This is a genomic window from Mucilaginibacter sp. P19, assembly GCF_050632265.1.
In the GTDB taxonomy this organism is placed as follows: Bacteria; Bacteroidota; Bacteroidia; order Sphingobacteriales; family Sphingobacteriaceae; genus Mucilaginibacter; species Mucilaginibacter gossypii.
Genome location: NZ_CP192586.1, coordinates 3,560,417 through 3,574,075 on the forward strand (window position 1 = coordinate 3,560,417; position 13,659 = coordinate 3,574,075).

16 protein-coding genes are annotated in these 13,659 nt (G+C 40.4%); 7 read left to right on the forward strand and 9 right to left on the reverse strand.

Features of this window, described 5'->3' with window-relative positions; translation table 11 throughout:
• Positions 1–9: 9 nt before the first annotated feature.
• Together ACQ86K_RS17245 and ACQ86K_RS17250 are read right to left on the reverse strand one after the other, a co-directional pair.
• Positions 10–255, reverse strand: coding sequence for an RNA polymerase sigma factor (locus ACQ86K_RS17245; RefSeq protein ID WP_431198413.1), 246 nt, complete (start codon positions 253–255; stop codon positions 10–12).
• On the reverse strand, positions 249–539 hold the full coding sequence (locus tag ACQ86K_RS17250) for a sigma factor (RefSeq protein ID WP_431198414.1): 291 nt from the start codon (positions 537–539) through the stop codon (positions 249–251). The genes ACQ86K_RS17245 and ACQ86K_RS17250 overlap by 7 nt, the downstream gene beginning before the upstream one ends.
• A gap of 447 nt (positions 540–986) precedes the next feature.
• Between ACQ86K_RS17250 and ACQ86K_RS17255 the strand changes: the two genes are divergently transcribed.
• Positions 987–1,292 (forward strand): hypothetical protein, encoded by a 306-nt coding sequence (locus ACQ86K_RS17255; protein WP_431198415.1) that lies wholly within the window; start codon positions 987–989, stop codon positions 1,290–1,292.
• Positions 1,293–1,810: 518 nt separating this feature from the next.
• On the forward strand, positions 1,811–3,502 hold the full coding sequence (locus ACQ86K_RS17260; RefSeq protein ID WP_091162834.1) for a sensor histidine kinase: 1,692 nt from the start codon (positions 1,811–1,813) through the stop codon (positions 3,500–3,502).
• A 69-nt stretch (positions 3,503–3,571) separates the two neighbouring features.
• On the opposite strand, the gene ACQ86K_RS17265 is transcribed toward ACQ86K_RS17260, so the two are convergent.
• The 5 genes from ACQ86K_RS17265 to ACQ86K_RS17285 form a co-directional block, all read right to left on the reverse strand.
• Positions 3,572–4,702 carry a hypothetical protein gene (locus tag ACQ86K_RS17265; RefSeq protein WP_431198416.1) on the reverse strand — a complete coding sequence of 377 codons (1,131 nt, stop codon included), beginning with the start codon at positions 4,700–4,702 and terminating at the stop codon, positions 3,572–3,574.
• A 97-nt stretch (positions 4,703–4,799) separates the two neighbouring features.
• Positions 4,800–5,705 (reverse strand): DUF5916 domain-containing protein, encoded by a 906-nt coding sequence (locus ACQ86K_RS17270; RefSeq protein WP_431198417.1) that lies wholly within the window; start codon positions 5,703–5,705, stop codon positions 4,800–4,802.
• Positions 5,706–6,116: 411 nt separating this feature from the next.
• On the reverse strand, positions 6,117–7,181 hold the full coding sequence (locus ACQ86K_RS17275) for a M20 family metallo-hydrolase (protein ID WP_091162833.1): 1,065 nt from the start codon (positions 7,179–7,181) through the stop codon (positions 6,117–6,119).
• A gap of 161 nt (positions 7,182–7,342) precedes the next feature.
• Positions 7,343–8,557 (reverse strand): MFS transporter, encoded by a 1,215-nt coding sequence (locus tag ACQ86K_RS17280; RefSeq protein ID WP_431200878.1) that lies wholly within the window; start codon positions 8,555–8,557, stop codon positions 7,343–7,345.
• Positions 8,479–8,652, reverse strand: a complete 174-nt coding sequence (locus ACQ86K_RS17285; RefSeq protein ID WP_431198418.1) for a hypothetical protein — start codon at positions 8,650–8,652, stop codon at positions 8,479–8,481. Before ACQ86K_RS17285 ends, ACQ86K_RS17280 begins: the two co-directional genes overlap by 79 nt.
• Before the next feature lie 142 nt (positions 8,653–8,794).
• On the opposite strand from ACQ86K_RS17285, the gene ACQ86K_RS17290 reads away from it, so the two are divergent.
• The gene (locus tag ACQ86K_RS17290) at positions 8,795–10,081 is read left to right on the forward strand and encodes a DUF2851 family protein (protein WP_091162831.1); all 1,287 of its coding nucleotides are present in this window, start codon (positions 8,795–8,797) and stop codon (positions 10,079–10,081) included.
• Positions 10,082–10,085: 4 nt separating this feature from the next.
• Positions 10,086–10,307 carry a PspC domain-containing protein gene (locus ACQ86K_RS17295; protein ID WP_022830549.1) on the forward strand — a complete coding sequence of 74 codons (222 nt, stop codon included), beginning with the start codon at positions 10,086–10,088 and terminating at the stop codon, positions 10,305–10,307.
• Between the two features lie 105 nt (positions 10,308–10,412).
• Here ACQ86K_RS17295 and ACQ86K_RS17300 read toward each other — a convergent pair whose 3' ends face one another.
• The gene (locus ACQ86K_RS17300; RefSeq protein ID WP_090526004.1) at positions 10,413–10,772 is read right to left on the reverse strand and encodes a DUF1493 family protein; all 360 of its coding nucleotides are present in this window, start codon (positions 10,770–10,772) and stop codon (positions 10,413–10,415) included.
• Between the two features lie 205 nt (positions 10,773–10,977).
• On the opposite strand from ACQ86K_RS17300, the gene ACQ86K_RS17305 reads away from it, so the two are divergent.
• Positions 10,978–11,667 (forward strand): HAD family hydrolase, encoded by a 690-nt coding sequence (locus tag ACQ86K_RS17305; protein WP_091162830.1) that lies wholly within the window; start codon positions 10,978–10,980, stop codon positions 11,665–11,667.
• A 69-nt stretch (positions 11,668–11,736) separates the two neighbouring features.
• Here the strand turns inward: ACQ86K_RS17305 and ACQ86K_RS17310 are convergent, their stop codons facing one another.
• Entirely contained in the window at positions 11,737–12,249 is a 513-nt protein-coding gene (locus tag ACQ86K_RS17310) for a GNAT family N-acetyltransferase (protein ID WP_091162829.1), read from the reverse strand.
• Between the two features lie 173 nt (positions 12,250–12,422).
• Between ACQ86K_RS17310 and ACQ86K_RS17315 the strand changes: the two genes are divergently transcribed.
• Positions 12,423–13,346, forward strand: coding sequence for a DnaJ C-terminal domain-containing protein (locus tag ACQ86K_RS17315; protein WP_091162828.1), 924 nt, complete (start codon positions 12,423–12,425; stop codon positions 13,344–13,346).
• 12 nt (positions 13,347–13,358) lie between these two features.
• A complete protein-coding gene (locus ACQ86K_RS17320) occupies positions 13,359–13,646 on the forward strand; it encodes a chaperone modulator CbpM (RefSeq protein WP_091162827.1) in 288 nt (95 codons plus the stop codon).
• Positions 13,647–13,659: the final 13 nt, after the last annotated feature.

Below are 13,659 nucleotides of genomic sequence, written 5' to 3' on the forward strand. Positions count from 1 at the left end.
AGGGTGAACTTATTTGGCACTTTTTAACCCTTCTTTTAAAGTTTTTATTGCCAGTTTCAAATGAGTTTTCAAAGAATTTATACTAATACCCATTTCAAGGGCCGCATCTTTATACTTTTTATGCTCATAATGCACCAGGGTAAAAGCCTGCATCCGCTGTATCGACAAATCAGCCAGCACTTTTTCAGGATAAATTTCTGGTACAGGTGTTTCTTCCTCCTCTATTTCGGTAAGTGTATATTTATAATCTACCAATTTTTTTGCGTTCGTGTTTCGCTTTCAACTTTTTTGAGGCATCTGTTACGGATTGCTGTAGTTAAATAAGCTTTTAATGACGAATTAATATTGGTATATAATTGTCTTTCCCAAAGATCGACAAAAAAACCCTGAACGGTATCTTCTGCTTCCATTTCATCCCGTAAAATATAAAAGGCCGATACATTAAGCAGCTTATAGTATTTTTTAAATACTGCTTCAAAGGCCTCCTTGTTCCCCAATTTTAATTGCTCAATAATATAAGCATCGTTCAAAATCTCCATGAATTGGTCTTAACTGGTTTATAACTAAATAGGTTGGGCTACTATAGAAAGCTAAATGTAAAAACTTTTATTGTCAAAACAACAATTATTAAAAAAATATTAAAAATTGTCACTTTACTCAAAAACAGGATCTGTAACAAGCCTTTTTTACTAAACGGGCCATTTAATTATAGCGGAGACATTCTTGATACATCGTAAGAAACGGGATATACCTTTGTTTTAAAAAATGTTCAAAAGCAATCGATTTCATTCAGTAATTAATGTAATAAAAACAATTAAAAAATAAAAATAAGGCATTCCCTTTTAATTCTTTTTAACTTAGAATATCCAGTTCAGCATCAAAAATTCATCCGGCTCTTTTTTTACAAAATGAGCACAAACACTCGTTCTATTTCGCATTTCATTTAATCCAGCTTTGTTTTTAATTTTGTTTTGATGATAAACAGCTTGCAAATTAAACTTCACAAAGGGCAGCTCGATGAGTTAAAGGATGAACCTGCCAGCTTATTGAATTTTTTGAATATAATATTTGAGCCTCTTTCAGCAAACTACGAACAGCTTAAGTATGCCCTTGAGCGTGAATTCAGACCTGAGGGCTCGCCGGAAGTGGTCAGCTTAAATTTTGACCGGATCAAATTTGATCAGAACACAGGCCAGGGAAGTTTCCGAATAGTATTAGATATAGATTATGCGTTCGGCTGCGAAGACCTGGTTACCCATAAAAAAATCAAACATCAGAATGGACTTTCATAGTTGATTACAAGCTTTTAATTATAAATCTTTATAGTTCTCCATTTACAGACAGTCGCACAACGTTTGATGAATTTTAATTGCGCTATCACCAATATTGACAGGTATTAAATCTTTAACTAAGTAATTGTATTTTTTTAACCGGCTCGATGTTTTTCATCTCAAGCTTTTTTCTGCCACATAACTTGTGGTTAAAATAAAAGCTTCCATTTCCACAACACCCACAACATTTAACCCAGGCGAAAGTTACCTGATAAATTATAAGTTACATGTTTAACCCTGCCTTAAAAAAACCTGACAATCAATGGTAGCAATCGCTGAATGATTCTATTATTTTTATAGTTACCTGATAAATTATAAGCTACATGTTTAACCCTGCCTTAAAAAAACCTGACAATCAATGGTAGCAATCGCTGAATGATTCTATTATTTTTATCATTATCATTGTTCTTCAAAACCATTGGGAACGTCGGAATCGATTTTAAATTAATAAAGTCCGGCATACTGATGAAAATAAATATATGAACGTTTTATCAAGGAAAATCCTGCTTGCTTTTTTAGCATTTACAATAATTTTAGTCATCGCCGCCCTTTTCGTGAGGGACAAGATCACCGAAAGATTGGCGCATACGGCCCGGGTGTCGCACCTTATGGATCTTAACAACTCCAGGCCGCAGCAGGCGTTATTATTACTCCACGAGGCCGAAGATCTGTTTCAGTCATCGCTTGTAGATGCCAGTACCGCCAAAGCTCAGGCCTATCAGGATAAACTTTCAATGGCTTTTGCCGAAATTGACACGCTGCTTAATATGCAGCATGATACAACCAGGCTTAACACAGCACAACGTGCGCAGCTCCACACATGGCACACTCAAAAAGTAAAGTTATCCGCCGAACTCTTCTCCGCCCGGCGCGACTTTGACTCCCTGTTAACCACTTATTCAGACCTCAATACGGCAACAGCTCAAAATAGGTTAGCAGTTAAAAGCAGCCGAACGGTGCAAAGCAGCAGCGACACTTTAACTCAACCAGGAAACGTAAAAAAGAAAGGTTTTTTTGCAAGGATCAAAGAGGCTATAAAAAATAAAAATGCCTATGCAACCGGCACCGGTAATGTTGTCATTAATCATCAAACACGCGTTTACATAGATTCGGTTACTCAAAAGCTCCGAACTAAAGATAAATACGCCTATCTCAACAAACTCAAACAGCTAGAACAGAGCAACTTAAAATTACAGGAAACACAACGGCAGCTCATTATGCTTAATATGCGTATTACTCATAAAATGGAGCAACTAATTGCGGCTATTAAAGATATCAACTACAGCATGACCGACGCCTTTAAGGGTTTGGCTTTTAATAGCTATCTTGAAACTACAAGCTTACTGAATAAACTTTACCTGATTACACTATTGCTGCTTTTGGCTTTTGCCATATTGCTGATCGTGTTTGTTATTAAACTGGGGAAATCTGAAGAACTTTTACTTAAGGAGAACGAGCGCGCAGTAATGATAGCCCGGCAAAAAATGGACTTGCTGCTGCATATGAGCCATGAAATCCGCAATCCGCTTACATCAATAAATGGTTTTCTATACATTTTCAGCAGAACGACACTCACACCCAAACAGGCGGAAATGTTGGGTACTGTGAGAGCATCATCCGACCTGTTGTTACAAACACTCAACGATACACTTGATGCTGCCAAAATGGAAAGCAGTGAACTAAAAATCCATCGAGACCCCTTTTGCCCTGATAAAACATTGAAAGAGGTTATCGAAAGTATGGCATTCAGCGCCGATAAAAAACAACTGGGGTTAAACTATCATTTTGAAGGCGACCCTGACGCTGAAGTTTTGGGCGACAGCTTCAGGCTTAAACAGATCATGGTGAACCTCATTAGTAATGCCATTAAATATACAGATACCGGCAGCATAAAGATCATTGCAACCCTTAAATTTGCGGATAGTAAAGGCGAATTAACAATTGATATTACTGATACAGGGGCAGGTATCAGCCAGGAGCAGCAGGTTAACCTGTTCTCCAAGTATTATCAAACCAATTCGGCCAAAGGCAATACTGGTACCGGGCTTGGTTTGTACATCTGCAAGCAGTTGCTCGAGTTGCAAAAAGGAAAAATCAGTGTGAAAAGTGATGCAGGTAAAGGAAGCACTTTTAGCTTTGAGATCCCTTACGAAAAGTATGAAATAGACTAACTGCCGACGTTTTACTTAAAATTTGATTAAATACCCAAAATCTTAAAAAGCTGTTCATTCTCCAGCTAATTATAAGTTACACCAGTACGTCCATTTTAACGTTAACTGCCTGTTTTTTACTGTATACGGTGATGGCGTGGTATTATCGCCATAAACAATAAACAGGTCGGAAGCAGGCTTATAGCGCCATTGCAGGCGGGTATTAATGTTGATATTATCCACCTGCTCATTATATTGTATATAGGTGGTAAAATACAAGCTATTGGTGAAGGTAACATCAATTTTTGGCCCTACCAGCCAGAACGTATTATGGCCAAATGGCTGCGGCAACCTTAAATCATTGAAGGAGGTATTGATAGCAATATTTACATAAGGTTGAAAACGATAGCCTATTAAACTTGTAACGCTATTGCGTACGCCCTTATCATAATACCCACCGTGCGATGCTTCCAGCAAATAGGTAAACACATTTTGCGGCTTCGATACAAACTGCACATCAATAGTGTTCCAGTTATGCTCAGAGCCGGTAGGTAATAAACCTTTACCGATATTAGTTGGATCATAAGGCCTCAGAAGGCGCACATAATCATTTATACCGGACACCGACAGTGTTGCCCGGTTACGGAATGTGATCAAATATGACAGGATACTTTCATTATCAGTACGGTGAAACGACTCATCGAAGAAATAATTAGAGGTAAGCTGGATGCCATGGCTTAGAATATTACCCTGCTTAGGAAAAAAATTACGGAGTAACAGCGGGCTTAACTTCACATAACCAACACGGGGAACATAGCCTACTTCGGCATTGTAATTTTTACCTACGTACTCCTCCTGCATATAAAGCGTCCAGTATTTGCTCAGGTATTGGAAATGATCGGATACCACGTAATCATGCCCGCTCACGCCGGGCGTAAATGATTTAAGGGCCAGTACTTTGCCTGTCCAGATATTACTGCGCGAGGCAAGGTTAAACTCAGCGCCTATATTACGGTTATAAGCAGTTGATCCGGTGGTGCCGGGAATATTGGCAGTAGCGTCCTTATTTACAAATAGGAAAGCGATATTTGAGCGATCAAGGATCCGTCTTTGCAGGGTAATGATGCCATAGTTTTCAGGAGCCTGCTGGGCGCTGCCCGAGCCGCCTGTTTGAATATCCATAGCGCCAATACGCCAGTCCTTATCTAATTTACCGGTCAATCTTGCTCCAAAATCAATCGGTACGTTGAGGCCTATCCGCCTTGAAAAAAAGGGCGAATATCAGAATAACCAAAGTTGGCAAACAGGTCACCATTTTCTAAAAAAACTGTCGTTTTTCGGGGAAGAAAAGTTCGTATCTGTTGAGGTTGATCACCTGTTGATCAACATCAACCTGCGAAAAATCGGGATTGACTGTTAAATCGAGGTTAAGGGCTGGTGTAACGGAGATCTTGGCGTCCCCTCCTATTTCATGTTTATATTCGGTTTTGGTATTATGCTGATAATCTTTAGATAAACCCGTAAGCGCGTATGGAATTATAGATACGTTGCTGCTGGCTGTTGGGGGCGCTTCGTCCCAAACAAGTGTGCCGGTATAAGCCAATGAAGCTGTAGGGAATTGCCGTGGGATGGGTGTCCAGCTTGATTTTTCGGCAGTCTTGAGATCATTACGGCTAAAGTTGATCCCCCATTCCTTTATGCCTTTTTTATAACGGATACTCTTAAATGGAATAGATGCTTCCCAAACCCATTTATCAGGATAATTTTTTACTGCCGAATACCAGCGGTTATCCCAGCTCAGGTCAACCTTGCCGCCTTCATACATGCTGCCGTCCCACTGCCCTCCCGCCGCGTTGGCACCAAAACTAAAGCCATCGGTGCGGGCATCAAATGGGTCCATGAAAATCAGGAAGTTATCATTTTTTACAAAACTGAAATCACGTTTTAACGATTCAACCATGTAAGGCCCCGGTACCGAATTATAATTGATAGCTATGATGTACAGGTTTTTATCATCGTAGGTCATCCGCACCTCGGTTTTAACAGTAGCCTTGCTGGTATCCATCGGCAGCACCATGAAAAAATCTCCCGCCGAATCAGCTTGCATCCAGGCCTGCTCATTCATCACTCCGTCTATATTAATAGCCGAAGCAGCCCTGCGGATATGGTACTTATACCCCGCGTTCTTTTTTGAGCCGATGCATAAAAGGAGGTTATACAGCATAAGATGATGAGCAAGAATGTTTTTGCCGAAAGGCGGCAATAGCGTTTTAAGGGCATTAAGATAAGGGTATATAAACTTATTGGTTCACGAATTTTAAAACTACATTTTTTTAGTAAAAGTAAATGCCTTGTATCATATAATTTACCGCTCGGTTTCTCCATGCAATTAGCTATACACCTACTAATCAGTAAAATATGCTCAACTCAGGTAAATTAAGTTTATTCTTATAATGAAACAGCCCGCTTAACCAATCGGTTAAGCGGGCTGTTGGTTACCCGTTATCATAGGTTTGAAATCCTGCGGACTTTGAAAGGCAATGACAAAGCCAGAGAAGAAAGACTTACGAAGTTTGAAAAGTTCTTAAGTCTGGCTTCTACAACGTGTCATGGGTAAATTTTTATTTTGACAATGTTAATTAATACTCTCCAGCATCTTAATGTACAACTCAATGCCCTCCCTGATCTCATCTACATAAACAAACTCATCGGCAGTATGTGAACGTGCGGAATCGCCGGGGCCAACTTTTATGGAAGGGATATCCAGCAATGATTGATCTGATGTTGTTGGTGAGCCATAGGTGGTACGGCCAAGCGCTATACCAGCCTGAACTATGGGATGTTCTTTAGGGATAGATGATGGTTTTAACCTGATAGAACGCGGTTTTACATCGCTGGCAACATGCTCACGGATAATCTCCAGCACTTCCTCATTACGGTAAGCATCAGTTACACGCACGTCAACGGTATACACGCAGCTGGCAGGCACAACGTTGTGTTGTGAGCCAGCATTAATAATAGTCACCGACATTTTTATCGGCCCAAAAACTTCTGATTCTTTCGGAAATTTAAAAGTACGGAACCATTCAATATCTGTTAACGCTTTGTAGATAGCGTTCTCCCCTTCTTCGCGGGCGGCATGTCCGGCACGGCCATGAGCAGTGCAATCTAACACCATTAAACCCCGTTCGGCAATTGCCAACTGCATCAGGGTTGGCTCACCTACTATACCAAAAGATAGTTGCCCCAAATCGGGAATGATCAGTTCCAGACCATTTACGCCTGAAATTTCTTCTTCGGCGGTAGTCGCCAGACAGAAATTATATTTCAGGTTTTCCTTATCATGAAAATAAAGAAATACCGCTATAAGTGAAACCAGGCAGCCCCCGGCATCATTACTACCAAGGCCATATAATTTACCATCTTCAATTTTGGCATCGTAAGGATCGCGTGTATAGCCCGAATTGGGCTTTACGGTATCATGATGTGAGTTAAGGAGGATAGTTTCTTTAGCCGGGTCGAAATGTTTATTCCAGGCCCAGATATTGTTAAGCTTACGATGAGTGGTTACCCCATGCGACTGCAGGAATTCGTTGATCAGATCGGCGGTGCGGTCTTCCTCTTTACTAAACGATGGAATGGATATTAGTTGTTGCAGTAATGTTACCGCCAGTTGAAATAAATTGCTTGTGTCAGTCATAAATTTAAGGGTTATCCCTTGTAATGAACGGGCAAAATTAACACTTTTTATTTATGTGGATGAAATACATTTCCTGAACATTAAGTCACTTTAATAGATTTACAAGTAACTTAATATTCACCTAACGCAAACATTACATATCATTTGTAATCTGCACATTTTCAAATCTGCTCATCTTCCATTTTTGAATGTTTGCGGGTATCATTCATGGTGATATATAAAACCAACGATAGCCCGATACAAACAGTTACATACCAATAAAACCATTGCGCATGATGTTCATTTTTGAACCACAGGGCAATATATTCGGCAGTGCCGCCAAACAGGGATACGGCTATTGCATAAGGAAAACCTACGCCCAGGGCGCGCACATTGGCCGGAAAAAGTTCGGCCTTAACAACAGCATTGATTGAGGTATAGCCGCTTACAATGACCAGCGCGCAAAGGATCAGCGCGAATGCAACCCATACATCTTTAGTATGGCTTAGCAATGTCATGATAGGAATTGTACAAAGCGTACCCAATATGCCGAAACCAATTAGTAATGGCTTCCGGCCAACTTTATCCGACAGTAAGCCAAATAAAGGTTGTATCACCATAAATACAGCTAATGTTAAGGTTGAGATGAGCGTAGCGGCGCTCTTACTGAAGCCGGACGTATTAACCAAAAACTTTTGCATATAGGTGGTAAAGGTGTAAAACGCCAGTGTGCCGCCAATGGTTAATCCAATTACCGTAAAAACAGCATTAGGATGCTCTGTTAAAGCTTTTATAGTGCCATTCAAGGCATCAGCTTTTTTACTTTCTTTATCAAACGATGCTGATTCCTGTAAGCTTCGCCTTAAATACATAGTGGTGACAGCCAGTATTGCCCCGATTCCAAATGGAATGCGCCAACCCCAGTCATGCAATTGTTTTTCAGATAAAAACGCTCTTTGCAGCAAAACCAAAACACCCAATGCCAGTAATTGCCCCATAATGAGCGTTACATATTGAAAGCTTGAGTAAAAACCACGGTGCTTTTTTGTAGCCATTTCACTCAGGTAAGTGGCGCTGGTTCCATACTCCCCTCCTACGCTCAGGCCCTGGATAATGCGGGCCAACACCAGCAGTATAGGCGCAGCAACACCGATGGTTTTGTAGCCAGGTGTTATAGCAATGATCAATGAACCAACGCTCATAAGCAATACAGAAAATGTAAGCGCAGTTTTACGGCCGCGCTTATCCGCAAAGGTCCCCATTACCCAACCGCCTATAGGGCGCATTAAAAAGCCGATGGCAAAAATACCGGCTGTGTTTAAAAGCTGTACGGTTTGATTATCTGAAGGAAAAAAGCATCTGAAAAATAAAGGGAAAAGGCAGTGTAAGCATACCAGTCATACCATTCAACCAAATTTCCCAGCGATCCGCCGATGATGGACTTGATGCGTCCGCCCGTGGTTTGGGGTATTGGTGATTTTATTCCATTCATAGGTTTGGCAGATATTGTTGGTTTCCGTAATATTAGGAGTTTTAAAATAGAGGCGCAATACCAATATAATAACCGGCATATTTGCTTTAATAAAAACTTATTCACACAATAACGCTATCAACCATTCAGCCAAACCACAACCATGCTTTTCACCGAAGATTTTTTGCATTACATCTGGAAATTCAGGCTTTTTGAGCGCGAAAACCTTCAAACTGTAGATGGAGAGGAACTGGAAATCTTTTCGGCCGGGCTGCACAATTCAGATTCAGGTCCAGATTTTCATAATGCGGGGATCCGTATTGGCGAGACTGTTTGGGCAGGTAATGTAGAAGTGCATCTTTCCGCGTCCGACTGGCAAAAGCATGGCCATACTAATGATGGCGCTTATGATAATGTGATATTACATGTAGTTTATCGTAACGATGCGCAGTTGTTTTTACCAAATGGGCGCAAAGTTCCAACGCTTGAACTGCAAAGCCGTATTAGTGAAGCGCTTTACAACAAATATCATAAACTGGTTTTCGGTAACCAGAGTTTTATACCCTGCGAAAACGGCATCGCTACAGTGGATGCCCTCACCATGCAAAACTGGCTTACCCGCGTGCTGGTTGAGCGGATGGAAAAACGATCGGCAAATGTGGCAGCGGCTCTGGCACTTAATAAAGGCGATTGGGAGGAAACTTTTTACCAGTTTTTAGCGGCAAACTTTGGTTTTAAAGTAAACGCCCTGCCGTTTGAGCTGATGGCTAAATCGCTGCCTCAGCTTATCCTCGCCAAAAACAAAAACAGCCCGATGCAAATTGAAGCTTTGATATTTGGGCAGGCAGGCTTTTTAGAGGGTGAATTTAAAGATGATTATCCCCTCAAACTTCAAAAGGAGTATGAATATCTGCGTAAAAAATACAACCTTAAACCTATAGAAAGCCACCTGTGGAAGTTTATGCGGCTAAGGCCCCAAAACTTTCCAACCATCAGGCTGGCGCAATTTGCCGCACTTATCGTACAGTCAAACCACCTGTTATCTAAAATATTAGAGATTAAAGAGGTAAAAGCACTGCGTAGTTTATTTACAGAGATCAAAGTAAACGATTACTGGGAGGACCATTACCGGTTTGATGTACAATCCAAGCCGTCATCGAAAAATATGGGCGATGGTTCTGTTGATATTTTGCTGCTCAATGCAGTGGCCTTGTTCCTGTTTAGTTACGGCAAGCAGCATCAGCAGCAATATTATATTAGCCGTAGTCTTAAATTGTTAGAAAATTTACCGGCCGAAAAAAACAATATTATTGCTGATTTTGTTAACTTAGGAGTGAAAATTGAAACTGCGTTTGAATCACAGGCATTGCTTGAGTTAAAAAATAATTACTGCAACTATAAGAAATGCCTGCAATGCGGCGTTGGTAATAAGATACTAAAACTGGCTTGACACCATGCTACAGCGGATACTTACTTTTTTTGAACGGTACTCTTTTGGTGTATGCACCTACCTTGGCGAACGCTTTAATATCTCGATCTCCAAGATCAGGCTTTTCTTTATCTACTCCTCATTCCTGGCGGTAGGCTTCCCGCTTATATTTTATTTTTTTGCAGGTATTGTGTTGGATATCCGCAACTTCATTAAACGCAAGCATACCGGGGTTACTGATCTTTAACCGCTGATCGTTTCTGATTACGTTGATTTCGCTGATTTATATTAGGAGATCTCACCGACTATTTCCTGATTTCACCGATTTTGATTAGTGAAAGCACATCTTACATTAAACCAATTTGCCAGTTTTTACAGCATCTTGTAAGTTGCGCACCTTAAATTTGGGAGTATAGCAATATTGGGCCAGTTGTTTAACCCATGTAGTATTGTAGCCAAACATCAGTTTAATAACTTTTACCCGGGTTGAGCCTTTGGGATAGCCATATTTATACCAACTGAATTTAGATGGATCTATATTGAACTGTTCGGCAAAATCGGCAAGAAAAAGGTCTATCTCAATGTCAAAAATATCCAGATCAAGATCAATACTAGTATCGAGGTTCAGGCTATGCGGATCAACCTTATGTATCTTATACCTGTTGCAATAATCAACTATAAATTCTTTTAAGGGTGGCAGTATCTCTTCCATTTAAACGAATGTTAATTTGACCATTTAAGTTATGAGACGTAGCTTTTGAAATAAGGTTGCATACAAATTTACTTTATTTTTAAATCGTTTAAATTGAACCTGATAGTTCATAAATGTTAAATATTTATTGCTGTACAATGGAGCTTTATGCTACTAAAATCAACCCGATGTATTATTATTGCACCAGGTAAACCAGATACTTCAAATGAACCTAAAAGTAATTGCCTTTGATGCCGACGACACCCTTTGGGTAAATGAACCTTACTTTCAAGCTACCGAAGAAAGGTTTTGCAGCCTGCTCGAAAATTTTTCGCCACAGCACACCATTTCCAAAGAGCTTTTTAAAGTTGAGGTTGATAACCTCCCACTTTATGGCTACGGGATAAAAGGCTATATCCTCAGCATGATAGAGGCAGCATTGAGCATTTCTGAAAAAAATATTAGCGTTGATGTAGTGGAAACCATATTACAATATGGTAAGGATATGCTTAATCAACCGATAGAGTTACTGAACGAGGTAGAACATGTTTTATCCTCATTAAAAGATCATTACAGGCTGGTGGTAGCCACCAAAGGCGATCTGCTTGACCAGGAGCGGAAGCTCAAAAAATCAGGGCTGGCACATTACTTTCACCATATCGAAATTATGAGTGATAAAAAGGAGGATGATTATATCAAGCTGATCAAACACCTTGACATCAATCCCGATGAGTTTATGATGATCGGCAATTCCTTAAAATCAGATGTAATGCCCGTGATCAACATTGGCGGGCATGCTGTTCACGTACCCTATCATACAACATGGGCGCACGAACATGTAGAAACCGTTTTAACACACAAAAACTTCAAACATGTGCATAAGATCAGTGAAGTATTGGAATTTGTGAAGTTCTAAGTCTTGAGTCCTAAGTCGATTATACCAATTTAACTTTTGACTCAAGACTTAGAACTTAAAACTTAGGACTTAAACGCTCTTCTCCATTACAATCAGCTCAATATGCTGTTTGGCATCCCCAAAACGGCCATGTGCATGAAAAGGCTGAATTTCGCCGGTTGGTTTGTAGCCGCGGCGCTCATACCAGCTTATCAGTTCGGAGCGGATGCTAATTACTGTCATAGTTAAAGTATTGCAGTTATACTTACGCGCGTAAACTTCAGCTTCTTCTATCAGTGCGCGGCCCACTCCTTTATTCTGCAATAATGGCGATACACTAAACATGCCAACATACAACTTTGGAGTTCTGACTTCAAGATAAACAGTACCTGTAATATTGCCCTCCTCATCAGTATGCTTTAAAATGATGATATTTTCATCATTCATATACCCCGTCAGAGTTTGTTCATCAATGCGGGAGCCGCCAATTAAGTCGGCCTCAGTTGTCCAACCCCGTTTTGAGCTTTCACCACGGTAAGCGCTGTTTACTAAAACATTAAGTTCGGGTACGTCGGTAAGGGTAGCTTGGGTTATTACAGGCATATGATTAATTTAAGGATGCCAAAGGTAGTATTTGCGAATTTTAAATAAAAGCTATAACCCATAATTTTAAAGTCCGCGCACTTATATCAAATGACATTAAAAAAGCCATAAGTTTTAAAACCAAGCTGTATATTTAGTAGTTAATAACACATCTGTTTATATTAAATCCCGCCATGGCTTTTATAGATTATTACAAAGTATTAGAGCTCGACAAAAATGCATCCGAAAAGGATATTAAAAATGCTTACCGTAAACTGGCCCGCAAATATCACCCCGATCTTAACCCTAATGACGAAGATGCCCACAAAAAATTCCAGCAGCTAAACGAAGCAAATGAAGTATTAAGTGACCCGGAAAAGCGAAAGAAATACGATAAATATGGCGAGAACTGGCAGCACGGCGAAGCATACGAACAACAAGCGCGCCAACAAGCCGGTGCACAAGGAGGTTTTGGTGGTTATGGCGGCTTTACCGGAGCCGAAGGATTTGGCAGTGCCGAAGGGTTTGGAAGTGACGAGTTTTCAGATTTCTTTCAATCGATGTTTGGCGGCGCAGGAGGCGCGCGTAGCGGCAGGCAGGCAAAATATCGCGGGCAGGACTATAATGCCTCGTTAAGTTTAAACCTTCGAGACGTTCTTGAAACACATAAGCAAACGTTGACTGTCAATGGCAAAAATATCCGGATAACCATACCCGCAGGTATTGAAAACGGACAAACTATCAAAATAGCCGGGCATGGCGCCCCGGGTGTAAACGGCGGCCCCGCCGGAGATCTGTATATTCAGTTTAGTGTTGCACCTGATGCAAATTTCAAGCGTGATGGTAACAATTTGTACACCACGTTGAAACTTGACCTGTACACTGCAGTTTTAGGTGGCGAAATAACTGCCGATACATTAAACGGCAAAGTTAAAGTGAAAGTAAAACCTGAAACTCAAAATGGCATTAAAGTAAAGCTCAAAGGCAAAGGTATGCCCGTTTACAAAAAAGAAAATGAATTTGGCGATCTGTACCTGACCTATGATATTCAAACCCCTACCAACCTCACCGAAAAGCAGAAACAATTATTTGAAGAACTGGCAAAATCCTCAGCCTAAATTTAAAACATTATGAAAACAGCAGAATTAATAGCAGCAAACGATTTTTGTGTATATCATAATGTTGAATACACGTTCATTACATCTTTACATGAAGCGGGACTGGTTGAAGTAACCATCATTAATGAAACTGTCTTCATCCCTCAAACTGAGCTTCAAAAGCTGGAAAAACTGGTGAGCTTGTACGAATTGGATATTAACGTAGCCGGCATTGAAGCTATCTCTCACCTGCTTAACCGGGTTGAAAAATTACAGGAAGATATGCGGTATTTAAAAAACAGGTTGAGCTTATATGAATAAGAAAGCTTTCTTT

Bases quoted from the DNA above. Each gene is read 5' to 3' on its own strand.
- ACQ86K_RS17250 (WP_431198414.1), bottom strand. From the start codon at position 539: ATGGAGATTTTGAACGATGCTTATATTATTGAGCAATTAAAATTGGGG.
- ACQ86K_RS17260 (WP_091162834.1), top strand. From the start codon at position 1,811: ATGAACGTTTTATCAAGGAAAATCCTGCTTGCTTTTTTAGCATTTACA.
- ACQ86K_RS17270 (WP_431198417.1), bottom strand. From the start codon at position 5,705: ATGCTGTATAACCTCCTTTTATGCATCGGCTCAAAAAAGAACGCGGGG.
- ACQ86K_RS17275 (WP_091162833.1), bottom strand. From the start codon at position 7,181: ATGACTGACACAAGCAATTTATTTCAACTGGCGGTAACATTACTGCAA.
- ACQ86K_RS17285 (WP_431198418.1), bottom strand. From the start codon at position 8,652: ATGAATGGAATAAAATCACCAATACCCCAAACCACGGGCGGACGCATC.
- ACQ86K_RS17290 (WP_091162831.1), top strand. From the start codon at position 8,795: ATGCTTTTCACCGAAGATTTTTTGCATTACATCTGGAAATTCAGGCTT.
- ACQ86K_RS17295 (WP_022830549.1), top strand. From the start codon at position 10,086: ATGCTACAGCGGATACTTACTTTTTTTGAACGGTACTCTTTTGGTGTA.
- ACQ86K_RS17300 (WP_090526004.1), bottom strand. From the start codon at position 10,772: ATGGAAGAGATACTGCCACCCTTAAAAGAATTTATAGTTGATTATTGC.
- ACQ86K_RS17305 (WP_091162830.1), top strand. From the start codon at position 10,978: ATGAACCTAAAAGTAATTGCCTTTGATGCCGACGACACCCTTTGGGTA.
- ACQ86K_RS17310 (WP_091162829.1), bottom strand. From the start codon at position 12,249: ATGCCTGTAATAACCCAAGCTACCCTTACCGACGTACCCGAACTTAAT.
- ACQ86K_RS17315 (WP_091162828.1), top strand. From the start codon at position 12,423: ATGGCTTTTATAGATTATTACAAAGTATTAGAGCTCGACAAAAATGCA.
- ACQ86K_RS17320 (WP_091162827.1), top strand. From the start codon at position 13,359: ATGAAAACAGCAGAATTAATAGCAGCAAACGATTTTTGTGTATATCAT.